The sequence below is a fragment of the Paraburkholderia strydomiana genome, assembly GCF_031456815.1.
Classification (GTDB): Bacteria; Pseudomonadota; Gammaproteobacteria; order Burkholderiales; family Burkholderiaceae; genus Paraburkholderia; species Paraburkholderia caledonica.
In genome coordinates this window covers 401,469-427,049 of sequence record NZ_JAVDVL010000002.1, presented here as the reverse complement: position 1 = coordinate 427,049, position 25,581 = coordinate 401,469, and the positions used below count along the sequence as shown (strand labels likewise).

Here is a 25,581-nt window from a genome sequence, read left to right as displayed (position 1 = left end):
GCGATGAACTCGACACGAAGCATTGACGAACTGCTGCAGCAACCTATCGAAGCGATCATCCCGCATCGCGGCACCATGCTGCTGATCGACGCCGTCACCGCGTTCGACGAACAGACACTGAGCGCGCGCGCAACCGTGCATGCCGATGCCTGGTATGCGGACGCGCAAGGCGCGATGCCCGCGTGGATCGGCATCGAGTTGATGGCACAGTCGATCGCCGCGCATGTCGCGTTGCTCGCCATGCGTGGCGGTGGCCGCGCGCGGCCCGGCGTGCTGCTCGGTTCGCGCAGCTACAAGGCGTTGCAGCCGTCGTTCGCAGGCGGCGCGCAACTGCTGATTCACGCAACGGAATTACTGCGCAGCGACGAAGGCCACGGTGCATACGAATGCACGATTCATCACGACGACGTGTGTTGCGCCGAGGCGGTGATCAAGGTCTTCCAGCCGTCCGATTTTCAGTCATTCATCGAAGGGAGTTTCAATTCATGAGCCGGCGTGTTCTCGTTACCGGCGCAAGCCGCGGCATTGGCCGCGCGATTGCGTACCAGTTGGCCGCCGACGGCTTTGCAGTGTCCGTGCACTGCCGCACGGGGCGCGCCGAAGCCGAGGCAGTGGCGTCGGGCATCGCCGCTCAGGGCGGCACTGCGCGGGTGCTGCAGTTCGACGTGCGCGAGCGCGCAGTGTGCCGCGATGTGCTCGAAACCGATGTGGCGGCGAACGGACCGTACTACGGCATCGTATGCAGCGCAGGCGTGACGCGCGACGCCGCGTTCCCCGCGCTCACCGACGAAGACTGGGACGTCGTGATCGAAACCGGTCTCGACTCGTTCTATAACGTCGTTCATCCGCTGACCATGCCGATGGTGCGTGCCCGCAACGGAGGGCGCATCGTGACTATCGCGTCGGTATCGGGCGTGATGGGCAATCGCGGTCAGGTCAACTACAGCGCGGCAAAGGCCGGCCTGATCGGCGCGACCAAGGCGCTCGCGGTGGAACTCGCGACGCGCAACATCACCGTCAACTGCGTGGCGCCCGGCCTCATTGAAACCGGCATGCTCGATGAGATGCCGCTCGAACACGCATTGAAGACGGTGCCGATGAACCGCGTCGGCCAGCCTGCCGAGGTAGCGTCCGTGGTCAGCTTCCTGATGTCGGATGCGGCCTCGTATGTGACTCGTCAGGTGATCGGCGTCAACGGCGGGATGGTCTGATGAAGCGAGTCGTCATTACCGGCATGGGCGGCGTCACGGCGCTCGGCGATAGCTGGGACGTAATCGAAGCGCGTCTGAAAAGCGGCGTGAACGCAGTGCGGCGCATGCCCGAGTGGGACTACTTCGAATCGTTGCATACGCGGCTCGCATGTCCGTTGCCGCAGTTCGTCACGCCCGCGCATTATCCGCGCAAGAAGACACGTTCGATGGGCCCCGTGTCGATGTATTCGGTGCGCGCAAGCGAACTCGCGCTCGCCGATGCGGGCCTCGCCGACGACGCGAGCATCAAGGACGGCCGCATGGGCGTCGCGTACGGCTCGTCGTCGGGCTCGGTGCAGCCGATCCGCGCGTTCGGCACGATGCTCGAAAGCGGCTCGATGAGCGACGTCACGTCGAACAGCTACGTGCAGATGATGCCGCACACAACAGCCGTCAACGTCAGCCTGTTCTGGGATCTGAAAGGGCGGATCATTCCCACGTCGTGCGCATGCGCGTCGGGCAGCCAGGCGATCGGCTACGCATATGAAGCAATTCAGACGGGCAAGCAGACGCTGATGCTGGCGGGCGGCGCGGAAGAATTGTCAGGTCCGGCGGTCGCCGTATTCGATACGTTGTACGCAACCAGCACGCGCAACGACGAGCCTCATCTGACGCCGCGTCCATTCGACGCCGCGCGCGACGGCCTCGTGGTCGGCGAAGGCGCCGCCACGCTCGTGCTCGAGGAATACGAGCATGCGGTGGCGCGCGGTGCGCGGATTCACGCGGAGATCGTGGGCTTCGGCTGTAACTCGGACGGCGCGCATATGACGCAGCCCACGGCGGAAACCATGGCGTTCGCGATGCAGCTTGCACTGAAAGACGCCGCGCTTCCGCCCGAAGCGATCGAGTATGTGAACGCGCATGGCACGTCCACGGATCGCGGCGATGTCGCGGAGAGCCACGCAACCGCGCAGACATTCGGCGAGCGCATGCCGATCAGTTCGCTGAAAAGCTATGTGGGCCACACGCTGGGCGCGTGCGGCGCGCTCGAAGCCTGGTGGACCATCGAGATGATGAAGCGCAACTGGTACGCGCCCACGCTGAATCTGCAGGACGTGGACCCGGCCTGCGCGCCGCTCGATTACATCATCGGGACGGGGCGCGAGATCGACGCCGAACTGGTGATGAGCAACAACTTCGCGTTCGGCGGGATCAACACGTCGCTTATTTTCAGGCGTGTTCAATGAGCGTGGCGTTACAACGCGTGGTCGTTACCGGCATGGGCATCGTGTCGTGCCTCGGCAATTCGCTCGACGAAGTGTCGGCTGCATTGCGCGCGGGGACATCGCGCATCGAGCGAGTCGAAGCATGGCGTGAGCGCGGCTTTGCGTCGCAAGTCGCGGGCGTGGCGTCGGTCGCTAATGAAGCGCCTTTCGAGCGCAAGCTGGAGCGCTTCATGGGCGATACCGCGCGCTTTGCCTGCCATGCCGCGCGCAAGGCGATCGACGATGCCGGGCTCGATGCGGCGATGCTGCGCTCGCCGCTTGCCGGCACCGTGATCGGGTCGGGCGTCGGCACGATGTCGAGCTACGACGCCGCGATGACCGTTGCCAACACGCGCGGCGTCGATAAAGTGCCGCCTTACACGGTGCCGCATGCAATGAGCAGCACAGCCTCCGCGAACGTCGCGCAGGTGTTCGGGCTCGAAGGCGTCGGCTATTCGCCGTCGTCGGCATGCACGACGTCCGCGCTCGCCATTGGCCAGGCGATGCAACTGATTCAGACCGGCCGCCAGCAGATCCTGCTCGCGGGCGGTAGCGAGTCGCTGCACGACAACATGACGCTGATGTTCGACGCGATGGGCGCGTTGTCGCGCCGCTCCAACGATGCGCCCGAGCGCGCGTCGCGTCCTTACGATACGGCGCGTGACGGCTTCGTGATCGCGTCGGGCGGCGGCGTGCTCGTGCTCGAAGCGCTGGACCACGCAGTGGCGCGGGGCGCGCGCATCTACGCGGAACTCACGGGGTTCGGCGACTGCACGGACGCCGGCATGGTCACGCCGCGCGCGGCAGGCATCGCCCGCGCCGTGCGCGGCGCGCTGGACGAAGCGGGCAAGCGTCCGGACTACATCAACACGCATGCGCCTTCCACGCCGCTTGGCGACGTCGAGGAACTGCATGCGTTGAGGCAGGTGTTCGGTGCCGCATCCGAGCGCGGCGTGCCCGCGTTTTCGTCGACCAAGGGCATGACCGGGCATCCGCTTGGCGCATGCGGCGCACACGAGGCGATCTATACGTTGCTGATGATGCGCGACGGGTTTATTGCGGGCACCACGGGGATCGATTCGGTGGAGCCGGAAATCGACGGCATGCCGCTCGTGCGTGAGACGCGTGACGCGCGCATCGGCTCGGCGATGTCGGTGTCGTTCGGCTTCGGGGGAAGTTGCGCGAGCCTGATGTTCGAGGCATGGCAGGGCGGCTGAAACGGTCGCGATTCTAAAAACGAGGGTGATAAAAATGAAAAGAACATTGGTGCTGGGTGCATTGACGATTGCAGCCGCGACGCTGACGGGTTGTGCGACACAGGTGAAGTCGCTGCCGCTCGCGGCCGCGGGCGGTGAATCGCGCGGCGGCGTTCCCGTGTATTTCGGTGAGCAAAGCCATCCGGCCGTGAAGCGCGGGTTGGGCGACGTCTCGTACTCGGTGCGCATCGCGCGCAAGGTCGCGGGCCCCGACGACGCATGCCGCGAGGCGCTCGCCGAAGCAATCGGCAAGCTTCGCGCAGCGGCGCGCGAGCGCAATGCGAATGCGGTGATCGACGTGACGACGCGCTTTCACAGCAGCGAAAGCAATTCGTCCAGCGAGTTCACTTGCGGCGTGAGCCCGAGTGCCGCCGCAATCGCGATCAGCGGCCGGCTCGCTGTGCTCGAGGCGAACTGATTTGCAGGGCAGTGAATGCGGGAATCGTAAAACCCATAACAACCAGGAAGGAGTATCAATGAAACGTCATCTGATGTTCGTCACACTCGCCGCTTCTTTTTCGATGCTGAGCGCCGCACCGGCTTTTGCGCGGGACTCGGTGGGCACCTATCCGATCAATGAAGCGTTGCATAGCGAGCCTGGCAAGGTCGGCGACGACATCCAGTTGTATTTCGCGGGCCAGCGGCATCCGGCCGTTGCGAAAACGATCGGCGAATTTGCGACGAACAAGAAGACCAACGCGTTCGGCAAGAGCGATGAGGCCGCATGCCAGCACGTGTTCCTGTCGGCGGTGATCGAGTTGCAGGATCGCGCGCGCAAGGAAGGCGGCAACGCGGTGATCAACATCAAGAGCAACTACAAGAACGAAGTGCGAGAAAGCGCGACCGAGTTCACCTGCGGCGCGGGTGCGGTGATTGCGGGCGTGGCGCTGAAGGGCGACGTCGTCACGCTGCGCAAGTAACGCAACCTGGGCCGGCTCAGACGGTCTTCACCGCCGCGACATTGACGAGCGTCTCACGGCGCTTGCCGGGTTGCGGACGGTAAAGGCCGAGCCGTTCGAGCAGACCGAAGTCTTTCGCGCGGCTCCACCAGAGGTACGGCAGGGACACGTTGCGTTCGGTAAAGCTGAAGCCGCCGCGACGAATCATGTCGAGATAGCCGTCCGCGCTTTTTTGCACGTGCATTGGATGACGAAACAGCAGCCGGATCACCCACGACCTGATGTACGCGTCGGTCGATTCGGCGAACAGCAGCACGCCGCCGGGCTTCAACACGCGGCGGAACTCGGCGAGCGCGCGGTCCTGCTCGACGAGATGATGGAAAGTCTGATGGCAGAACACGATGTCTGCGCTCGCATCGGGCAGCGGCAGCGCCGCGCAGTCGCCGTGCAGCAGTTCGATGTCGGCGACCTTGTCGCGGCAGGAGTTCGCCGCATTGGCCGCGAGCGCAAGCGACGGTTCGTGATAGTCGATGCCGACGATGCGGCGCGGCTCGAACGCATCGGCAAGCAGGCGAAACGAAATGCCTTGTCCGCAGCCAACGTCGACGATGACGGGCGCTGCGGGCAACGGCGTATCGATCAGGCGCTTGAGGTCGTTGATCGCGACGCGCAACACATGATGTTCCCATGTGTGAGTACGCAGGAACCAGATTCCAAATGCCGTTTCCGGCACGAACGGCACACTGGATGTTTGAGACGGCGGCACGCTGGACTCCCCGGTGAAATATTTACTGCTGCTAGAGATGCAATGTAACAGGACGTAAGGATGCAGCGTATTGCTGCGTCGGGCAAGCAAACGATTGAGGCGAACTTGAGTACACATGACATGAAGCACACGGCGAAACACACGACGGTCGACGTCGCGATCATCGGCGCCGGCCCGGCCGGTGCAGTCGCGGCCGCGTTGCTGCGCAAAGCGGGCCGCTCGGTGCTCGTGCTGGAGCGCCAGCACTTTCCGCGTTTTTCGATTGGCGAAAGCCTGCTGCCGCAAAGCATGGCTTATCTGGAAGAAGCCGGCATGCTGCAAGCGGTGATCGAGGCCGGATTCCAGTACAAGAACGGCGCGCAGTTCGTGTATCGCGGCCAATCTTCGTCGTTCGACTTCCGCGACAAGCACACGGCGGGGTGGGGCACGACGTATCAGGTGGAACGCGCGGTGTTCGACGAGATCCTGATTCGCTGCGCAGCGGAACAAGGTGCGGATGTGCGCTTCGGGCATACGGTGCAGGCCGTGCATACCGGCGAGGGCACGGGTGCCGCGCCGCGCGTCGACGTAATCGACGAGGCCGGTCATGCGTATCAGGTCGAAGCGCGTTTCATATTCGATGCAAGCGGCTTTGGCCGTGTGCTGCCGCGTCTGCTCAACCTGGAGGCGCCCACGCGCATGCCCACGCGCGCCGCGCTCTTTTCGCATGTCTACGACGGCCTCCCCGCGGGCGCCCACGACCGCAACAAGATCTGCGTGGCAACGCATCCCGAGCGCCGCGACGTGTGGTTCTGGATGATTCCGCTTGCGGGCGGACGGTCGTCGGTGGGATGCGTCGCCGAGTCGAGTTTTCTCGACGTGCCGCCAACGGAGCGCGAGCCGAAGTTGCGTGCACTGATCCAGAAGGAACCGACGTTTAACCGGCTGATCGGCGACGCGCCTTTCCTGCTGCCTGTGCGGCATATCGGCGGCTACTCGGCGAATGTCGAGCGTCTGCACGGACCGGGTTATGCGCTCCTTGGCAACGCGGGCGAGTTTCTCGACCCCGTGTTCTCGTCGGGCGTGACGATCGCACTACGCTCGGCGCATCTGGCGGTGCAGACGTTGAACCGTCAACTGGATGGCGAGCAGGTTGACTGGTCCGCGAATTACGACGTGCCGTTGCGCAAGGGCATCGACACATTCCGCGCGTTTGTCGAGCGCTGGTACACGGGCGAATTGCAGGACATCATTTTCTATCCCGACCAGACACCGTCGATCCGCCGCATGATCAGCGCGGTGCTAGCGGGCTATGCGTGGGACGAATCCAACCCGTATGTCGCCGACCCGGTGCGCAGGCTCAATGCCTTGCATGAGGTTTGCACGCAGCGCTGAGTCCCCGCGGGTGGGGCATGCATTGAACGTAGAAATTGAAACGGCGCTTCCTCGTCATGCAAGGAAGCGCCGTTTTTATTTAGAAGCAGCGAAGACCATCAGGCCGCATTCGGGCGGCAATCAGGCCGCGAATCGAGCGACGCGCGGCGCGTGCTGCCGCACGTCGTCGCGGCGATGCACGCGCTTGCCGGCCGCATACGTTTCATAGACCGCGCGATCGTCGCCGAGCAGCGCGAAGGCGAACAGCAATTCTTCGAGCGACTCCGTGCGCGCCGTGCGGCGGGCGAGCAGCGGCGTTGCTTGAGGATCGAGCACGACGAAGTCCGCTTCCGACTTCGGCCTGAGCGTGCCCACCTTGTCTGCGAGATCGAGCGCTTCGGCCGCGCCCGCTGTCGCGAGATAGAACATGCGCGTGGCCGTCAAATGGTGGCCCGTCAATCGCGCGACCTTGTGCGCTTCATTCATTGTCTGCAGCATCGAGAACGACGTGCCGCCGCCGACGTCCGTGGCGAGTGCGATCGGCATGTTAGCTTCGTCGGCCTTGTCGAAATCGAATAGACCGCTGCCGAGGAACAGGTTCGACGTCGGGCAATGCGACGCGACCGCGCCGGTTTGAGCCATGCGTTGCCGGTCTTGCGCGTCGAGATGAATGCAATGCCCGTACACCGCGCGGCGGCGTAGCAGGCCGTAGTGGTCGTAGATGTCCAGATAGCTGCGGTGACCGGGGAAGAGACTGTTGACCCATTTCACTTCGTCGGTGTTCTCGGCGACGTGACTCTGGATGAACACATCCGCATGCTTGCCCGCCAGCACGCCGCAAGCTTCCAGTTGCGCTTCGGTCGAAGTCGGCGCGAAACGCGGCGTGAGCGCGTACATCTGACGGCCGCGGTTGTGCCAGCGGCCGATCAGCTCGGCGCTGTCGTCGTAACCGGATTGCGCGGTGTCGCGCAGGAACTCCGGACAGTTGCGATCCATCAGCACCTTGCCTGCCACCATGCGCAGATTGCGCGCCTCGCTTTCGGCAAAGAGCGCGTCGGCCGACTCCTTGTGCACGGTGCAATAGACAAGCGCGGTGGTCGTGCCGCAAGACAGCAGTTCTTCGAGGAAGAAGCTTGCTGTATCGCGTGCATAGGCCTGATCGGTGAAACGGCGCTCGGTCGGAAACGTGTATGTGTCGAGCCACGGCAACAGGCCAGCCGCAGGCGACGCGATCATGTCCGTTTGCGGGTAATGAATGTGCGTGTCGATGAAGCCCGGCACGATCAGCTTGTCGCGCATGTCCTGAACGGGCGTGCCCGGCGCGAGTCGAGACGCGAGCGCCGCGTACGCGCCCGCTGCGACGACATGGCCGTCTTCGACGATCAGAAGGCCGTCCTCATTGAAGATCGCTGCGTCGGGCGAGCGCGACGGATCGCCGTTGAAAGTCAGCAACTGCGCGCGGAATGCGGATTGGGCCGGGTTAGCCGTTGTAGCCGGGTGAGTCATGAGAAAACCGTCTCCGAATGTGAAAAGCTGAGCAGCGTGGAGGGCCGTGTTGCGATGCCCGCGCTGCAATACGTCGGCCCTTTAATGTGGGCCGCTTTGATTCCAGTGCGCGTCGAGCTTCGCGATCAGTTCCGCGCGCTCTTGCGGCGTAACGAACGACGCTTCGAAACCGTTGCGGATGATCGTGTAGACCTCGGCATCGTCGAGCTTCAATGCGTCGATGGTCGCCGCATAGTTGGCGTTCACATAGCCGCCGAAATACGCCGGATCGTCGGAATTCACCGTGACGGCGACGCCGCGATCGAGCAGGTCCTTCAGCGTGTGTTTTGTCATGTCGTCGAACACGCAAAGCTTGAGGTTCGACAGCGGACACACCGTCAACGCGACGCGCGTGTCGGCAAGACGCGCGACGAGCGCCGGGTCTTCGATGCTTCGCACACCATGATCGACGCGGTCCACCTTGAGCAGATCGAGCGCTTCATAGATATACGACGGCGGCCCTTCCTCTCCCGCGTGCGCGACGAGCTTCAAACCGAGTGCACGCGCTTTTGCGAAGACACGTTCAAACTTCGACGGCGGATGGCCGCGCTCCGACGAATCGAGCCCCACGCCGATCAGGCGATGCTTGTACTGGTCGAACAGCGGCCGTGCTTCTTCGAACGTTGCAAGTGCGTCTTCTTCGGACAGGTGACGCAGGAAACACAGAATCAGCTTGCTCGACATGCCGCGTTTTTCCGCGTCGGCGAGCGCGCGCTCGATGCCGGCCACCACCGTCGCGATGGGCACGCCGCGCTCGGTGTGCGTCTGCGGATCGAAGAAAATCTCGCTATGAATCACGTTGTCGGCGAGGCAGCGCTCGACATACGCCATCGTCATGTCATAGAAGTCCTGCTCGTGCAGCAGCACGCTCGCGCCGGCGTAATAGATGTCGAGAAACGATTGCAGATCGGTGAATGCATAGGCCGCGCGCAGCGCTTCGATCGAGTCGTAAGCGAGCTTCACGCCGTTGCGCTCGGACAGCGCGAAAATCAGCTCGGGTTCGAGCGAGCCTTCAATGTGAATATGCAGTTCGGCCTTCGGTGCGAGCATGGCCTTTTCGATGAGGGACGTAGCGGTTGTTGTGTTCATGGTCGGTCAGAAGTTTGTTGGTGTCGTTGTGCGCCGGATGCGTAAGCGTAATGTCGACTCGCTTCGTCAAACCGTCTGCGCCGCGCGATGCACACTCGCGTTCGCTTCGACAGCTTGCAGCAGTTGCGCGGCCGCGGAAATCGCAATGATCTCCGGCGACTTGTCGACGATGCCATCCACGCCGAGCGGGCACTTCATCCGCGCAATCCGCGAAGGATCGATGCCGCGCGCGGCGAGCCGGTGTTCGAACTGTTTGCGCTTGCTGTGCGAGCCGATCATGCCGAAGAACGCAAAATCGCCACGCCGCAAAATGCGCTCGGCCAGTTCCAGGTCGCGCGTATGGTTGTGCGTCATGACGATGAAGTACGTGTTGGGCGCAGCCGTGTCGACGGCTTCGTCAGGCGCGTCGTTCGCGTCGATCTTTACGTTATGCGCGTGCAGCGATTCAACGGGCGGAAACTGGGCATCGCGTTCGTCCACCCAGCGTACCGTGCAAGGCAGCGTGGCGAGCACGCGAACCAAAGCGGCGCCCACGTGCCCCGCGCCAAACAGCACGACCGGGAAGTCGCCTGGCGCAATCGTCTCGGTGAGCAGCGCGCCGCTGTCGTCGAAACCGGCGCCGTCCCACAGCAGGCAGTCGGCGGCATCGACGCCCGGCTCGGGGTCGGACAGCATCACCGCATCCGGTGCGGGGCCGAATGATACGCTACGCACCGTCGATTGACCTGCGGCCACGCGCTTCGCAAGCGACGTGATCCAGCCGAGATCGCCGATGTCGAGCCGTTCGAACGCGAGTATCACGGCGCCGCCGCAGCATTGCCCGAGGCTCGGGCCAAGCGCGAAACGCTCGAGCCGGCGCATATGCGGCGAGCGCATGCCGTCGCGCAGCACCTGGCGCGCGGTCTCGATCGCTTTCCATTCGAGGTGTCCGCCGCCGATCGTATGTTTCGCCGAATCGCGCGTCACGATCATCTTGGTCCCGGCCTCGCGGGGCGCCGAACCTTCGACGCGCGCGACCGTCACCAGCACGGCGGCGTCGCCGTGCGCGAGCAGTTGTTGCAGGTCAGGTAGCCATGCTTGCATCCGACGAATCTCCGTACAGTGCCGCTCGGGGTTTCCGTGCGGCCGGTTGAACCTGGTGCGAGGCGATCGTGTCGCGCCGGGCGTATCTGCAAGTCACTTGCGTTCGCTGCGCTGCGCCCGGATCTGAGCTTGAGTTGTCTGTTTCGCGCATGTCAGGCAGTCGTGTCGCTGGTCGACGCCTCTGTGCTCGTTCCTTGCCCGGATGCCGGCTCGCTCGCGCTTTGTGCGTGCAGCGCATCCAGTGCATCGAGGATCGCTTCGGGCGTCGCGGGCGCGCGCAACATCGGCGCATGCAGTGCGCAGGGTACCGCGGCCGCGATCGCGTCGCGAATCGCGAGGAACACGGAGAACGGCAACAACAACGGCGGCTCGCCGACAGCCTTCGAGCGGAACACAGTCGGCTCTGCATTCGGGTTTGGGTAAAGCCGCACGTGGAAAGCGGCGGGCGTGTCGTTCACAGCCGGAATCTTGTACGTGGACGGTGCATGCGTCATCAGACGGCCATCGCGGTTCCACCATAACTCTTCGGTCGTAAGCCAGCCCATGCCCTGAATGAAGCCGCCTTCGACCTGACCCAGATCGATCGCCGGATTGATCGACTGACCAGCGTCGTGCAGTACGTCGGCGCGCAGCAGTTTCCATTCGCCGGTCAGTGTGTCGATCACCACTTCGGACACGGCGGCGCCATACGCGAAGTAATAAAACGGATGACCGGTCAGCGTTTTCGCATCCCAATGCACTTTCGGCGTCGCGTAAAAACCGTCCGACCACAACTGCACGCGCGCGAGGTAAGCGGCGCCGACCAGTTGATCGAAGGGCATCGCACCGCCGTTCACCGCTACCTCGCCGTTCGCGAACAGCACGTCGTCTGCGTCGCCGCCGAGTTGTTTCGCCACGAGTTCGGCAAGCCGCGCACGAATGGTTCGCGCGGCGTCTTGCGCGGCCTTGCCGTTCAGATCGCTGCCGGTGGAAGCCGCGGTCGCCGACGTGTTGGCGATCTTCGAGGTATCGGTTGCGCTCACACGCACGCGCGAGAGCGGCAAGCCGAACTCGTTCGCGACGACTTGCGCGACCTTCGTGTTGAGGCCCTGGCCCATTTCGGTGCCGCCGTGATTAACGAGCACCGAGCCGTCCTTATACACATGCACCAGTGCGCCGGCCTGATTCAGAAAGGGCACATTGAACGAGATGCCGAACTTGACCGGCGAAAACGCGAGGCCGCGCTTGAGTACCGGGCTTCTGGCGTTGAACGCGGCGATCGCAGCGCGGCGCGCGCGATAGTCGCTGGAGTCCAGCAGATCGTCGGTCAACGGCGCGATGATGTTGTCTTCGACCAACTGTCCATACGGAGTCGTATTGCGCTCGCCTACGCCGTAGTAGTTGGCGAGGCGTACGTCTAGCGGATCGTGGTTCAGTTGACGCGCAATGCTGTCGAGCATCACTTCCATCACGAGTGCGCCTTGCGGGCCGCCGAAGCCGCGGAACGCGGTGTTCGACTGCGTATTCGTTTTGCAGCACAGCGCGACGATGTCGACGTCGGACAGGTAGTACGCGTTATCGAAATGACATACGGCGCGCGTGGCGACGGCGCCGGAGAGGTCGGCGGAATAGCCTGCGCGCAACGCAATTTCTACGCGCGCGCCGAGAATGCGGCCATTGTCGTCGAAGCCCGCTTCGTATTCGTAGATCGCGTCGTGCCGCTTGCCGGTGATCATGAAGTCGTCGTCGCGATCGGCGCGCAGTTTGACCGGACGACGCAGCAGCTTCGCCGCGAGCGATGCCACGCAGGCAAAGAGCGCCGATTGCGATTCCTTGCCGCCGAAGCCGCCGCCCATCCGGCGGCACTCGCACACCACGTTATGCGCGGGCCAGTCGAGCATATGCGCGACGACCTGCTGCATCTCGCTTGGATGCTGCGTCGAGCTGTAGACGAGCATGCCGTCCATCTCTTTCGGCACCGCATACGCGACCTGGCCTTCCAGATAGAACTGCTCCTGCCCGCCGACTTCGAACGTGCCGCGAATTTTATTCGGAGCGGCCGCGATCTTCGCGTCCGGATCGCCGCGCTTCAGATGCAGCGGCGGCAGCACGAACTGTTTGGCGGCCTTCGCGTCCGCCGGCGTGAGAATCGCGTCGAGCGGCTCATAGCGGATCACGTCGTCGCTTTTCGCGAGCGCCGCGGCGCGGCGCGCGAGCTCGTGGCTCTGCGCAATCACGGCGAACACAGGCTGACCGAGGTACAGCACTTCATTGACGGCGAGAATCGGGTCGTCGTGCAGCACGGGGCCGCAATTGTTTTCACCTGGGATGTCTTCGGCGGTCAGCACCGCTATGACGCCGGGCGCTTTCCTCACCGCGTCGAGATCCATCGACACGATGCGCGCGTGCGCATGCCGCGACAAGCCAAGCGCCGCGTGCAGCGTGCCTTGCAGTTCGGCGATGTCGTCGGTGTAGGTCGCCTCGCCGCTCACGTGCAGCGCGGCCGATTCATGCGGCAGCGCGACGCCGATCGCGGCTTCGGGTCGATGCAGATCGGCGGGGTTTCCAGCCGGGCCTTCCGCCTGTTTTGCAGCGCGTTCGACAAAAGCATCGGTGCGATTCATCACGACGGCTCCTTCACGATCGCGTCCGGCGTGCCGGCTTCGAACGCGAATGCATTCACGTCGAAGAGCGCGAGCGGCGCGTCCTCGCGCGTTTCCAGATGGAAGCGCCACAGCAGGTTGCGCGCCACCTTCAGCCGATAGGCGCTCGATGCGCGCATGTCGGTGAGCGGCTGGTAGTCGGCGGCAAGTGCGTTCATGGCCTGTCGCGCGGTGCTTTCGTTCCACGTCGCGCCGCTCAGCACAGCTTCGGTTTGCGTGGCCCGCTTCGGCGTTGCAGCCATGCCGCCGAATGCGACGCGAGCGTCGACGATCGTGCTGCCTTCGTCGATATGCAGAGCGAATGCCGCGCAGACCGCCGAGATGTCCTGGTCGTAGCGCTTGGACACTTTGTAGGTGCGAAAGCGCAGATTGCCCGCCGGCCGCGGCACGCGCAGCGCGGCGACGAATTCGCCCGCCGCGAGCGCGGTTTTCTGGTAGCCGAGATAGAACCCGTCGAGCGGGAGCGTGCGCGTTTTCGTGCCGTGGCGCAGCACCACTTCGGCACCGAGCGCAAGCAGCGCGGGCATCGAATCGCCGATCGGCGAGCCGTTCGCGACATTGCCGCCGAGCGTGCCGGCATTGCGGATCGGCAGCGACGCAAAGCGCGTCCAAAGTTCGGCGAGTTCGGGGTAGTCGGCGGCAAGAGCCGCATACGCGTCTTCAAGCGTGACGGCCGCGCCGATAGTGAGCGTCTGCGCATCGCGCTCGATCGTCTTCAGTTCGCGCACATTGCCAATGTAGAGAACGTCGCCGAGATCGCGGAACTGCTTGGTGACCCACAGGCCGACGTCAGTGCTGCCGGCCACGAGCCGGGCTTGCGGATGTTCGGCGCGAAGCCGCGCGAAAGCGTCGAGCGTGAGCGGCGCGTAAAACGCTGGCGCACCGAAGGCGGCGCCGCGCGTGTCGGGCGCGCGGTACTCGAAGGTGTCGTTGCGTTGCAGTGCGCGCAGCGTTTCTTCGACAGCCTTGCGATCGAGCGTCACGCGCGGATATTGCGCGTAGTCGAACATTTTCTGCGATGCGTCCACGATCGGCCGGTAGCCGGTGCAGCGGCACAGGTTGCCGGACAGCGCGGTGTTGATTTCGTCGCGCGTCGGCAGGCCGGCAGCCGCCGGCTGGTTTTCGTAGAGTGCCCACATCGACATCACGAAGCCTGGCGTGCAGAAACCGCACTGCGAGCCGTGACAGTCGACCATTGCCTGTTGCACGGGATGCAGCGTGCCGTCCGCGGCGCGCAGGTCTTCGACCGTGAACAGGGCTTTGCCGTCGAGCGTGGGCAGGAACTGGATGCAGGCGTTGACCGCTTTCAGCGCGAGCGCGCCTTGCGCGTCGAGTTCGCCGATGACGACCGTGCAGGCGCCGCAGTCGCCTTCAGCGCAGCCTTCCTTGGTGCCGGTGCAATGCAGGTCTTCGCGCAGATGCTGGAGCACGGTGCGCGATGCGGGTACGCCGGAGACCTCGTGGACGGACCCCTGGCGATAAAAGCGGATGGTTTGCGTTGTCATGGCGAATCCAGAAGACAGTGCGGACCGGGCGCGCGTTACGCATGGGGTCGCGCCAAAGCCGGCCTCGCGCACGTAGATCGCCATCCATATCCGAAGATAGCATTACGGCGCCCCAAAAATATTTCCGATGTCGCATGAAGCTTATTCGGAAGATGCAATGAGATCAGTCCGATTTGAGTCGGATTCGCTTCGTGCGGGGAAGTTGCGTCGGGCGGGAAGGAGGCGCACCGGCGGAAGCTGGCGCGAAACAGGCGAACGGGCAGGAGTTGGAACTGCGGACCAGGCGAAGCGCCGTCCCTGCGGTTCAAAACCGCCGGAAGCCGGGGCGCGACGGCGGAAGTAAGAAGATCGGCAGAAAGGAAAGCGGCAAAAAACCGACACAGCGCAGAGGCGGCCCGATCCACATAGGCGGTATCACTGCGCCGGTGTCCGCCATGTCGCCGCGCCGCTAGGCGCGGGATAGATGCCCGCGCCTTATGAAACCGGCAAATTCCCTCAAGCAATCCGTCTGCGATTGCGCACGAGGCTAATCGCCAGCGGAACAAAAGCCAGCACGAAGCCGACCAGTGCCCACATCGGCAGCGTCAGCCCCAGGATCGGCGGATAGGCGGTTTCGCATAGCCCGGCCACCTTGAACACGCCCGGCAGCCAATGCGCAGGCGGCAGACTGTCGACGATCGGCTGCAGCGCGTCGAAGCCACAGCTAAAGCCCGGATTCGCCTGCACATACACGTGCCGGGCCGCGGTCACGATACCCGCCAGCGCCGACAGTGCCGCCATCGTTTCGAGCAGACGCACGCCGCGCCAGCTGTTGAACCGCGCGCCGAGGAACGCGAAGATTGCGATCAGCAGGAAGAAATAGCGCTGGATGATGCACAGCGGGCACGGGTCCTCGTGCTTGACGTACTGCAGATACAGCGCGCCGGCAACGAGGCCGACGCAGATCAGGCCAAGCAGGACCAGCAGGGAGCGCTCGCGGCGCAGCATCGCATTGTCGTTGTTCATGGATCGTGTGGCGGTTGTGTAGCTGTTGTGTGGCCGCTAATCAGCGGAAACGGCGAGTGCCCGCGATTTTAGCGCGAACCCCCGCCCACACGACGCCACACCCGCACGCAAACCGTGACGCCGCTCAGCGAATCGCGTTAAGCACCGCTTCGGCGCCCCGGCCAATGGCGAGAAGCGCGTCGTCGGCGTGCGGCGCGCCTGCCAGCATCAGGCCGACCGGGGCGTCGCCTCGCAGGTGGCAGGGCAGCGACAGCGCGCAGGCGTCGAGGAAGTTGAACACGCCGGGGTTGCGCAGCATCAGTGCGTTGGTGCGGCCGAAAAGGTCGTCGTCGGAAACGAGTTCGGCGACGCGCGGCGGCAGCATCGGCACGGTCGGCGCCACTACCGCGTCGAAGCGCTGCCACAGCGTGCGGGCCGCTTCGGCGAGCATCGCGTCGCGTTCGGCGAGCAGGTCCAGATAGTCGGCGGCGCTCGCCGGCTGGCCCTTGAGAATGCGCACCAGCACGCGCGGATCGTATTGTTCGCGGTGTTTCTCCAGCAAAGGACGATGCCACGCATACGCTTCGATCGGCGAAAAGCCGAAGCGGTTGATGTCCGGCAGACGGTCGAGCGGTGCAAAGCGCACTTCGCTGACAATCGCTCCGGCTGCTTCGAGGTGCTTCAGCGCGGTGTCGACAGCGGTCGCGACCTCGGGCTCGACGCCGTCGGTAACGTAGTTGGTCAGCACGCCGAGGCGCACGCCTTCGAGCGGCCGCGCCGCCGGCACGCGCGGTTCGAGCCCGGCGAGCATGCGGTCCACCAGTGCGCAGCACGCCACCGAGACGCCGATCGGACCGAACGAATCGAGCGTCGGCGAAAGCGGCACGCCGCCTTGCTTCGGAACGCGCGCGGCGGTCGGCTTGAAGCCGGTCAGACCGCACAGCGCGGCCGGAATGCGAAGCGAGCCGCCCGTGTCGGTGCCGAGCGCGACGGCGGCCATGCCGTCCGCGACGGAAGCCGCCGCGCCCGACGACGAACCACCCGAGATGCGCTCGTCGCCCTTTACGTCGCGCCGGTACGGCGACAGCGGGTTGCCGTAGTGCGGATTGAGTCCGAGCCCGGAAAACGCGAATTCGCTCATATTGGTTCGTCCGACGATCACCGCGCCCGCCCGCTTAAGGCGCGCGACGGCCACGGCGTCCTGCGTGGCGGCGGGTGCGTCGGCAAGAACCGTCGAGCCGGCGCGGGTCGGCTGTCCTTCGATGTCGAACAGATCTTTCACCGAGACCGGGATGCCGGCGAGCGGCGAGAGTACTGTGCCGGCGGCGCGCAAACGGTCGTGCGCGTCGGCGGCCTGGCGTGCGCCGTCGGCATCGACGTGCATGAAGGCGACCGCGCCCTGGCCGGCCGGATCGGCGATCCGTTCGAGCGCGGTTTCGACGAGCGCGCGGCTCGTGGTCCGCCCCGCGGCAAGGTCGGCGGCGAGTTGGGCAAGCGGCGGGAAGGGCGTGAATTCAGTGGCCATGATGTCGTTCTATCCGGTTGGTCTGCATGAAGCCGCTTACGTAACGTTTCTACATGCGGGTTCTACATGCGGTTGAAAAGCGTCGCGCGGAATGCCTCGATATGTTTCTGCACCGAGCGTTTCGCGCCTTCGGCGTCGCGCTCGCGCAGCAGGCGGAACAGTTCGAGGTGTTCTTCGTGCACGTCTTCGAGATGATGCGGCTCGGAGAGTGAAATGAACCAGAAGCGCAACGAGCGCTCATGCAGTCCGCGCAGAATGTCGGCGAGCACCGCGTTGCGCGAGGCGGCCGAAATAGCCAGATGGAACTCGCGGTCAATGTCCATCATGCCTTCTATGTCGTGCGCGGCGACGCACACGGCCGAGCGCTCCAGCAGCGTCTGCATCGCGTCGTAGTCGTGCTGCTGCGCGTGACGCGCGGCGAGTTCGACGCAGTAGCTTTCATTGACGAGGCGCACGTCGATGATCGCAAGCACGTCGTCGAGTGAAACCGGACGCACCATGATGCCCTTGCGCGGCATGATGGTCAGCATCCCTTCGTGCACGAGCCGGTGCAGCGCCTGGTGCACCGGCGTCCTGCCGATGCCGGTCAGCGCCATCAACTCCGCTTCGTTGAGCACCTCGCTCGGCCGCAAACGCATCGTGATGATTTCGCGCTTGACGAACGCATAAGCCTGTTCGGCGAGACTCGCGTTGGCGGTCGCTCGGGTGGGCCGTGGAGGGCGGGCGGTCTGCAAAAGCGTCATGTGAAGAAGGAGCGGACGATGTCGTCCGCGCATTGTAGAGCAAGGTCGAGCGAGCTTTTCGCGGGCGTGGTGGGCGCGGGCTTCGGTCCGATGCAACCTGCGCGAGCCTGGCCTGTCAGGGTGGCTCGTGCCCGCCACGCCACACCAACTATCGATATGTCACGCGCTGCCCGCCACCGTTGTCGCGGCGTGTTGAACTCTGACACGCGGCATCATCAGCGTGACGAGGCCGCCCACGATCAGCGCGCCCGCTATCAGCACGAGCCCGAACGTCACGCTATGCGTCGCGTCTTTCACGATACCGAGTACATACGGGCTGACATAACCGGCGAGGTTGGCGATCGAATTGATCACCGCAATGCCGGCGACCGCAGCGGTGCCTTGCAGGAAGCTCGTCGACATCGACCAGAAGATGCCGAAGCCCGCGAGAATGCCGATATACGCAATCGACAAACCGGTGACGGCTAGCGGAATCGAGTTCGTAACCGACGCGCTGCCGAGCAGGCCCGCCGCGCCGATGAAACAGCACACGGCGTAGTGCCAGCGGCGCTCGCCGGTCACATCCGACGAACGGCCGATCAGAATCATGCCGATACCGGCAGCCAGATACGGAATTGCGGTAACGAAGCCATTGGTCACGAGATTCGTCACGCCGAGGTCTTTGACGATCTGCGGCAGCCAGAACGAAAAACCCGCATTGCCGGTGACGAGGCAGAAGTAGATCAGCGTGAGCAGCCAGAAGCGGCCCGAACGCAATGCGACCGAGAGGCTATGTTCGGCGCCTTCCGCAGCAGCCGCCGCATTCTCGCGCGAGATGCGGGCGAGGATTACGCGTTTTTCGTCGTCGCTCAGCCACGGGGCCTCGGCGGGCGTGTTGCGCAACACGGCGAGCGCCCAGAAGCCGGCGAGAATCGACGGAATGCCTTCGATCAGGAACATCCACTGCCAGCCGCGCAAACCGTGTGCTTCGTGCAGCGCCGACATCAGGAAACCCGACAACGGCGCGCCGATGATGCCCGCTACCGGAATTGCAGCCATGAACACGGCGACCATGCGCGCGCGGCGGTCGGACGGGAACCAGAAAGTCAGATACAGCACGACGCCCGGCACCAGTCCGGCTTCGGCGACGCCGAGGAAAAAGCGCAGCACGTAGAACATGGTCTCGCTGCGTACGAACATCATCAGACACGACAGCAGGCCCCACAGCATCGTGATGCGGGCGATGGTGGCGCGCGCACCGAATTTCTTCAGCAGCAGGTTGCTCGGCACCTCGAATACGAAATAGCCGAAGAAGAAGATTCCCGCGCCCAGTCCGTACGCGGCGTTGGAAAGTCCGAGATCGCCGGTGAACTGCAGCTTCGCATAACCGATGTTGACGCGATCCAGATACGACAGCACGTAGACAAGGAACAGGAACGGCATGATGCGCCACGTGATCTTGTGGATGGCGGCGGCTTCGAGCGAGGCGTCGGAGGACGCGTCGGCGGCGGATGGCAATGGGGTGCTCATGAATGCCTCATTGAACGATAGCTCATTCGACAACAGGTAACGCGCGCACGCGGTAGGCGTGGCGCAGCGTGCGGTTCAGTACGGGGTCGTGCAATTCGAGTTCGAGCGCGTCGCCGTCGACCATACCGACAATGCCGCCTTGAACCGCGAGCGTGCCGCAGAACATGGCCGCGCCTTGTGCGAGCGGGGCGCGTGCGAGCAGGTCGGCGGCGGGGAGCAGCGAGGCGACGCTGCCTTGCTGATACACGCGGCGCTCACCGTTCGCGACCGCGTAGGCGCGCAGTTCGAGCTGATCCCAATGGTCGGCGACGTCTTCGAATCGCCACGCGTCGCGCGCGACCGGCTTCGGACACACCTGCTTGGAGACGGTCACGCCGTAGGCCTCGACTTCGCGGTCGGTGTGATCGGAGCCGACGGTGACGAGCAGTCCCGCACTGGAATGCACCAGCACGCATTCCGCTTCACCGCTCGACTTCGTGCCGACAACGTCGATCTGTTCGGCTTGCGTCAGCAGTTCGGAGCCCAGACGGTAAAAGCACGGCGTAGTGGACGGACGCTTCACGCCGAGTTCGGCAAGCTCGGCAATGTGGTGCTCGATTGCGGCCTGATCGCGGCCTGCCCAGCCGGCGATCGTGAGGCGGTTTACATCGGTTGAAATGGCGCGCTCGGCGCCGGAACGGTCTACAACCTTGAAAGACACCTGCTGCATGAGTGAACTCCGGAACGATATGCGGCAAATATTATTGTGATATTTCACAGGCGTCCAGCGTGTCAAAAAGATTGGCTCCCGATCGCCGACGGGCGCGCAAGCCGCGGCGCCGAAGATGGTTTGTTACACTGCGCTTCTTTGAACATTACTTTTTGTAAGGAAAGACGCATGCACGAAGGCATCGGCTTCATTCAGGATCTGGCGGTCGTGATGGCGCTCGCCGGCGTCGTTACCGTGCTGTTCCATCGCCTGAAGCAGCCGGTGGTGCTCGGCTATATCGCGGCGGGCGTGATCATTGGGCCGTACACGCCGCCGTTCCAGCTGATCCACGACGAAGAGACCATCAAGACGCTGGGTGAACTGGGCGTTGTGTTCCTGATGTTTTCGCTCGGTCTCGAATTCAGTCTGCGAAAACTTTTCAAGGTGGGCGCGACCGCGATCGTCGCGGCGCTCTCCGAAATCGTGCTGATGCTGTGGCTAGGCTATGAGATCGGCAGCGCATTCGGCTGGAGCCCGATGGATTCGTTGTTCCTCGGCGCGATACTCGCCATTTCGTCGACGACCATCATCGTCAAGGCGTTGTCTGAGCTTGGCCTGAAGCGCGAGAGTTTCGCGCAACTCGTATTCGGCATTTTGATCGTCGAAGACATTCTCGCCATCGCGATGCTCGTGCTGCTGTCCGGCATCGCGCAGACAGGGCAGTTGAGCGCGGGCGTTGCAGCTGTGACGCTGGGCAAGCTGTTGCTGTTCATGACGGTGTCGCTGGTTGTCGGCATTCTCGTCGTGCCGCGCGCGCTGAACTATGTCGCGCGTGCCCGCAGCGACGAGATGTTGCTCGTCGCCGTGCTCGGGTTCTGTTTCGGTTTCTGCCTGCTGGTAGTCAAGCTCGACTACAGCATTGCGCTGGGCGCGTTCCTGATCGGCGCGATCATGGCCGAATCGCGTCATCTGCATCGAATCGAGCATTTGATTGCGCCGTTGCGCGACGCGTTTTCTGCGATCTTTTTCGTCACCATCGGCTTGATGCTGAATCCCACGGTGCTCGTCGACTATGCCTGGCCGATTGCCGTCATCACGGTCGCGGTCATCGTCGGCAAGATCGTCTCGTGCGGGCTCGGCACTTTTCTCGCGGGCAAAGATGGCCGCACGGCGATGCGCGTCGGCATGACGGTCTCACAGATCGGTGAGTTCTCGTTCATCATCGCGTCGCTCGGTTTGACGCTGAAGGTGACGAGCGCGTTTCTTTATCCGATTGCGGTGGCCGTATCGGCTTTGACGACGCTTTTCACGCCTTATCTGATACGCGCTGCAGATCCGCTCACGCGGCGTTTCGCCGACGCGATGCCGCGCACGCTCGTCAATGTGTTCGGCATGTATAGCCAGTGGTTGAGCAGCCTCAGCACAGAAAGCGGCGAGCCGACGCTTTTCAGCATGACGCGGCGAATCATCCTGCAGATCGCGGTGAATCTCGCGTTGGTTGCCGCGATTTTTCTGATTGTGTCCTACGGCGCGCCTTACATCAGTACGGTGTTGACCCGTTGGGTCAGTTCCGAGCCCATGCAGCGCGTCGTGCTGTGGAGCGTCGCACTGCTCGTGTCGATGCCGTTTCTGGTGGCGGTTTATCGCAAGACCAAGTCGCTTGCGTTGCTGCTCGCCGAAGTGAGCGTGCAGCCGGCGACCGCCGGGCGCTTTACCAGCGCGCTGCGTTATGCGATCTCCGATCTCGTGCCGGTGGTGTGCATGGTCGGCGTGTTTCTGCTCGTCGCAGCGCTTTCGGGCGGTATCCTGCCGCCGACCGGCCTGCTCGCCGCGGTGCTGATCTGCGCGGCGCTGCTGCTCGCGCTCGTGTGGCGCTGGTGCGTGAAGATTCACGCGGCAATGCAGATCGCGCTGCGCGAAACTTTTGACGAGCAGCCGGATCCCTAAGTTAGACGGAACTGCGCGAGGCGGCCCGACAATGTGAGCAATTGTGTGCGGGTTTGCCGGGTCAGGCACGCTGGCGGATAATCAGGGCATATTCATTCGTTCGCGTGGAAGGCGCCTGTCCAACAGTCATGAGCGAAAACAAACCCGAAAACGCTGGTCAACCCGGCAGTTCAACGCCGCCTGCGGCATCGCCGGAAAGGCTCAGCCAAACGCCGGCCGAGCCGACCACAACGTTACCCCTCTCGCATGAAGACGCCATTCAGTCGCCCGTGAAAGATCCGGTCGCGTCGAAGGCGGCGCCGTCGTCTGTGCCCGTTACGGCATCGGTTTCGGCGCCGGCCACTTCGTCGGAGGCGGCTGCGAGGTCATCGACCGACGACCCCGAAAGCGCGTCCACCGTTACGCCAGTCGTCAAGCGGACCGCCCAGCAACGCGACGCGGCCGAGGCGCGCAGTTCCGCTGCGGCTTCCACCGCGAAGCAGGAGGCAGCGGTTCATGAGCGCGACGCGCGCCCGGTTCGCGGGCGCGAAGTTCCGTCCACTCATAGCGCGACGCCGCTGACGAGTGAACCGATTCAAGGCGAACTCATCACTTCGGCCGACGACGTGCTCGCCGCCGAAGACGCCGCCGCATCCACCGCGCGTCCGGCAGGTTCGCCGCCGCCGGGCTTCGGCGCCGCGCCCGATTTCACCGCGACCAACCCGCCACCGCCGAATGCGTTGCCGCCGTCGCCACCGCGCTATCTCAAGCAGACGGACTCGGCGTGGTCCGTGTTTGGCCGCATCATCGCGGCGCGCGCGCGGCAGCTGTTCGATCGGGCCGGTCAGCGGATCACGCAGCGCACGCTGCGCATCGGCGTATCGGCGCGAATCTTTCACCCGGAGCCGGGGGCGAAAGGGCTGCGCGGCAAGACGCTGCAATATCTCGAGGAGTCAATTGCGCACTGGGTGATGTCGCGCGACGTGCTGGTCTTCATGATCCCGACCGTCGGGCACCAGGGCATGCTGCATCCCAGCAACATCCGTTTGCGCGACTACGCGAAGCATCTCGACGGCCTGTTGCTGCAAGGCGGCGCGGACGTTTCGCCCCAATCGTATGCGGAGGCGGCGACAAGTCCCGAATGGCCCGGCGACCGCGTGCGCGACATGTACGAGCTCGAACTGCTGCATGAATTCATCGAGTCTGGCAAGCCGGTGCTCGGCGTGTGCCGCGGTTGCCAGCTGATCAACGTGGCGTTCGGCGGGACCCTGTATCAGGATATCGCCACCGACGTGCCGACCGCCGGTGCGCACGTGAACGAAGATTACGATCAGCATCGGCACGCCATCCATTTCCCCGACGGCTCGACGCTCGCCAATATGTTCCCCGCCCGGCGCGATGCGATCGTCAACTCGATTCACCATCAGGCGGTCAAGACGCTCGGCCGCGATCTGAATATCGAGGCGGTGTCGGCATCGGACGGCATTATCGAAGCCGTGCGCTACCGGCGCGCGCCTTTCGTGATGGGCGTGCAATGGCATCCCGAGTTTCATCGCGCGGGCGGTCCGGAACTGCTGGATTGCACGCCGTTGCTCGATACATTCCTGCGAGTGGCGCGCGAAACGCGCTTCTAGGCATGGGGTGACGGCAGTTCGCGCTTGCGGATTGCCGGCGTGGCCCGGTGCTGGAAAATGTGATTCGTCAGAGGCGCCACTGCGTAAGTGGCGCCTCGTTATTTATGCGCTCGCCGTTATCACTTGCGCGTGGCGTCTGGGCGTAACGTCTTGTCGATGGACGCCATATGTCTCCTGCGTCTCAAGCCTTATCCAGATATGTTTTATTTCGTGATAGGCGGGCATGTCATGTCTTTCGGACAACGTAGTTTTATCTCAATTTAAAGTCGAATTTTGCGATGCTTCAATGCTTCGCTTAAGCGACAATCCGCGCGATAATCCAAAGCTGTTTTCTGGATCCGCATGGAGCATGCACGTATGAAGTACACCTTATTGATACGGCGCGCCATGCTGCTCGCGACCTCGTGTGCGCTGTTGCAGCATGGCGGGTTCGTGCTGGCCGCACAAGGCGAAATGGCCGCACCCATGGTCGGCACGCGGCCGGCCATGAACACTCTGACGCCGCAGCCCGTCGTCGCTGCGCTGCGCAACGCGGCGTCGGGGGGCGCCTCGGCCTCGGCTGTGTCGCTTGCGCCAGGTGCCTCGGGTTCGTCAGCTTCATTAGCTCAGTCCGCTGCATCGCCCGAGTCGCCGATGTCTGGTGACGCGCAAGGCAACGTGGCCGAGTTAATGCAAATGATTCAGGACACGAAGCTGAGCGAATTGCGCACCACGTACAACGGCAGTTATGGCGCGAGCCTTTTCTTTTATCCTCGCGAGATGACGTACTACGTCGCGTTGTTTCAGGACAAGCATTTCTGGCGGGTAATCAAGTCGGCGGACGCGGGCCGGGCTGAAGCAATCTACGCAGGCTTCGTACAGCAAACCGCGCAGTTGGCTGAGGTGGAGATTCACCGGACGCAGCTGCAGGCGCAGAAGGCGTACATAGAGGACACTATCGCGTTATCCGAAGATCGTGCGAAGCGTCTGCAAGCCGACCTCGAAGTCGCCCGCACCCAGCAGGCCAAGGTCAACGACTACCAGCGTCAAACGCTAAACGAAGCGGCCGCGTTACGCGAGGAAAAGGAGCGGGCGCAGGCGCAACTGCGGCAGGTGCAAGGTCAGGTCATGCAATTGCAACGGCAGACCGAAATGGGCTTGGCAGGCCAGAAGTAAAAGCGCTTGAATGCGGAAGAAGCCCGGCTTTGGTAGCCGGGCTTTTTTATGCCGCCGTTCCCGCGGCTATCTGATGAATTGATCTGGGGCTTCCGTCACTCGCCGATGTGTGAGACGGGCGCTCCACTGCTGCCCGGCGCTCCCGTCCAGATTCGCTGATGGTGCCTGCTGCGCCTGCTGAGTCGAGCTGCCATGCCGAATGCTCGCGGACATGTCGACAAACGTGTAGTCGCTCGTGTCTGGCTGCGTTGGCACGGGCGGCGAGTATGAGCCCGCAACCGATGGTTTGACGAACATCCGCGTTACAGGCGCTGACGTTGCGATAGTGGACGCGCTGTCGACTGCATGCCGGCGATGGTTCACAGCGTCAGCTGTCGGGCGATGTCCATACAGGGCCCGGCGATCGCCGTCCTTCCTCACGGCAACCGGCGAGCGTGTGCGGACGATGGTTGCTGAGCGGTGCGTTTCGATCGACGCGGTTGTCGGCGGGTGCAACGTCAAGTTGCCCGGAGCAACGGTCCGGGCCATGCCGGACGCAGATGCAGTTTGCGCATGCTGCCGTACAGAAACAGCGCTTGCACCGCTCATGTTTGCTATTTCGGCGACCCTGTTCGAAACGTCAACGGTATCGCGCCGCAGAATCTGCGCGGCCGGCGACTGGCGCTCAACCACAGCTATGTCAGTCCGCTTCGTAGGGTTGCCATTGCGCGGACCTCGGACGTCGACATGACCGAACGCCGTCCATGCGAGCAGTGCCGCGCCGCTCAACGCGCAGGCGCCGCCCGCCAGCGCCCATCGCGGCAAGTGGGGCGCGCGTGCCGCGG

21 protein-coding genes are annotated in these 25,581 nt (G+C 63.7%); 10 read left to right on the top strand and 11 right to left on the bottom strand.

Annotated features, from left to right (window positions below):
- Positions 1–3 precede the first annotated feature (3 nt).
- The 6 genes from J2W46_RS07490 to J2W46_RS07465 are packed head-to-tail and all read left to right on the top strand — an operon-like array spanning position 4 to position 4,631.
- On the top strand, positions 4–489 hold the full coding sequence (locus tag J2W46_RS07490) for a hotdog family protein (protein ID WP_087752772.1): 486 nt from the start codon (positions 4–6) through the stop codon (positions 487–489).
- Complete coding sequence (locus J2W46_RS07485; RefSeq protein ID WP_020069022.1) at positions 486–1,211, top strand: 3-ketoacyl-ACP reductase FabG2; 726 nt, start codon at positions 486–488, stop codon at positions 1,209–1,211. The genes J2W46_RS07490 and J2W46_RS07485 overlap by 4 nt, the downstream gene beginning before the upstream one ends.
- Entirely contained in the window at positions 1,211–2,437 is a 1,227-nt protein-coding gene (locus J2W46_RS07480) for a beta-ketoacyl-ACP synthase (RefSeq protein WP_020069021.1), read from the top strand. Before J2W46_RS07485 ends, J2W46_RS07480 begins: the two co-directional genes overlap by 1 nt.
- Entirely contained in the window at positions 2,434–3,672 is a 1,239-nt protein-coding gene (locus J2W46_RS07475) for a beta-ketoacyl-[acyl-carrier-protein] synthase family protein (RefSeq protein WP_310352566.1), read from the top strand. Before J2W46_RS07480 ends, J2W46_RS07475 begins: the two co-directional genes overlap by 4 nt.
- 34 nt (positions 3,673–3,706) lie before the next feature.
- Entirely contained in the window at positions 3,707–4,129 is a 423-nt protein-coding gene (locus J2W46_RS07470) for a hypothetical protein (RefSeq protein ID WP_027804797.1), read from the top strand.
- Positions 4,130–4,187: 58 nt separating this feature from the next.
- Complete coding sequence (locus J2W46_RS07465; RefSeq protein WP_020069018.1) at positions 4,188–4,631, top strand: excinuclease ABC subunit A; 444 nt, start codon at positions 4,188–4,190, stop codon at positions 4,629–4,631.
- Between the two features lie 16 nt (positions 4,632–4,647).
- On the opposite strand, the gene J2W46_RS07460 is transcribed toward J2W46_RS07465, so the two are convergent.
- Positions 4,648–5,376 (bottom strand): class I SAM-dependent methyltransferase, encoded by a 729-nt coding sequence (locus tag J2W46_RS07460; protein WP_310352563.1) that lies wholly within the window; start codon positions 5,374–5,376, stop codon positions 4,648–4,650.
- 120 nt (positions 5,377–5,496) lie between these two features.
- Here J2W46_RS07460 and J2W46_RS07455 point away from each other — a divergent pair, with 120 nt between their 5' ends.
- Positions 5,497–6,750 (top strand): NAD(P)/FAD-dependent oxidoreductase, encoded by a 1,254-nt coding sequence (locus J2W46_RS07455; protein ID WP_310353083.1) that lies wholly within the window; start codon positions 5,497–5,499, stop codon positions 6,748–6,750.
- A gap of 120 nt (positions 6,751–6,870) precedes the next feature.
- Here J2W46_RS07455 and guaD read toward each other — a convergent pair whose 3' ends face one another.
- From guaD to J2W46_RS07405, 10 genes are all read right to left on the bottom strand, one after another.
- Positions 6,871–8,235, bottom strand: a complete 1,365-nt coding sequence (gene guaD, locus J2W46_RS07450; RefSeq protein ID WP_310352561.1) for a guanine deaminase — start codon at positions 8,233–8,235, stop codon at positions 6,871–6,873.
- An 81-nt stretch (positions 8,236–8,316) separates the two neighbouring features.
- Complete coding sequence (locus J2W46_RS07445; protein WP_087752766.1) at positions 8,317–9,363, bottom strand: adenosine deaminase; 1,047 nt, start codon at positions 9,361–9,363, stop codon at positions 8,317–8,319.
- A 66-nt stretch (positions 9,364–9,429) separates the two neighbouring features.
- Positions 9,430–10,446: a xanthine dehydrogenase accessory protein XdhC gene (gene xdhC / locus J2W46_RS07440; RefSeq protein WP_020069013.1), complete on the bottom strand. Its 1,017-nt coding sequence runs from the start codon at positions 10,444–10,446 to the stop codon at positions 9,430–9,432.
- Positions 10,447–10,598: 152 nt separating this feature from the next.
- Positions 10,599–13,049 carry a xanthine dehydrogenase molybdopterin binding subunit gene (xdhB, locus tag J2W46_RS07435; protein ID WP_310352556.1) on the bottom strand — a complete coding sequence of 817 codons (2,451 nt, stop codon included), beginning with the start codon at positions 13,047–13,049 and terminating at the stop codon, positions 10,599–10,601.
- The gene (gene xdhA, locus J2W46_RS07430; RefSeq protein ID WP_310352553.1) at positions 13,049–14,593 is read right to left on the bottom strand and encodes a xanthine dehydrogenase small subunit; all 1,545 of its coding nucleotides are present in this window, start codon (positions 14,591–14,593) and stop codon (positions 13,049–13,051) included. Before xdhA ends, xdhB begins: the two co-directional genes overlap by 1 nt.
- Before the next feature lie 495 nt (positions 14,594–15,088).
- Positions 15,089–15,598: a disulfide bond formation protein B gene (locus tag J2W46_RS07425; protein WP_020069009.1), complete on the bottom strand. Its 510-nt coding sequence runs from the start codon at positions 15,596–15,598 to the stop codon at positions 15,089–15,091.
- A 124-nt stretch (positions 15,599–15,722) separates the two neighbouring features.
- Positions 15,723–17,102 carry an amidase gene (locus J2W46_RS07420; protein WP_310352550.1) on the bottom strand — a complete coding sequence of 460 codons (1,380 nt, stop codon included), beginning with the start codon at positions 17,100–17,102 and terminating at the stop codon, positions 15,723–15,725.
- A gap of 62 nt (positions 17,103–17,164) precedes the next feature.
- Positions 17,165–17,845 carry a GntR family transcriptional regulator gene (locus tag J2W46_RS07415; protein ID WP_020069007.1) on the bottom strand — a complete coding sequence of 227 codons (681 nt, stop codon included), beginning with the start codon at positions 17,843–17,845 and terminating at the stop codon, positions 17,165–17,167.
- Positions 17,846–18,004: 159 nt separating this feature from the next.
- Positions 18,005–19,354 (bottom strand): MFS transporter, encoded by a 1,350-nt coding sequence (locus tag J2W46_RS07410; RefSeq protein ID WP_027804793.1) that lies wholly within the window; start codon positions 19,352–19,354, stop codon positions 18,005–18,007.
- 22 nt (positions 19,355–19,376) lie between these two features.
- The gene (locus J2W46_RS07405; RefSeq protein WP_087752760.1) at positions 19,377–20,063 is read right to left on the bottom strand and encodes a DUF2848 domain-containing protein; all 687 of its coding nucleotides are present in this window, start codon (positions 20,061–20,063) and stop codon (positions 19,377–19,379) included.
- A 168-nt stretch (positions 20,064–20,231) separates the two neighbouring features.
- On the opposite strand from J2W46_RS07405, the gene J2W46_RS07400 reads away from it, so the two are divergent.
- The 3 genes from J2W46_RS07400 (at position 20,232) to J2W46_RS07390 (ending at position 24,757) form a co-directional block, all read left to right on the top strand.
- Positions 20,232–21,989, top strand: coding sequence for a cation:proton antiporter (locus J2W46_RS07400; RefSeq protein ID WP_088175298.1), 1,758 nt, complete (start codon positions 20,232–20,234; stop codon positions 21,987–21,989).
- 128 nt (positions 21,990–22,117) lie between these two features.
- On the top strand, positions 22,118–23,602 hold the full coding sequence (locus J2W46_RS07395) for a gamma-glutamyl-gamma-aminobutyrate hydrolase family protein (RefSeq protein WP_310352548.1): 1,485 nt from the start codon (positions 22,118–22,120) through the stop codon (positions 23,600–23,602).
- Between the two features lie 357 nt (positions 23,603–23,959).
- Positions 23,960–24,757: a DUF2968 domain-containing protein gene (locus J2W46_RS07390; protein ID WP_310352546.1), complete on the top strand. Its 798-nt coding sequence runs from the start codon at positions 23,960–23,962 to the stop codon at positions 24,755–24,757.
- The last annotated feature ends 824 nt before the right edge of the window (positions 24,758–25,581 follow it).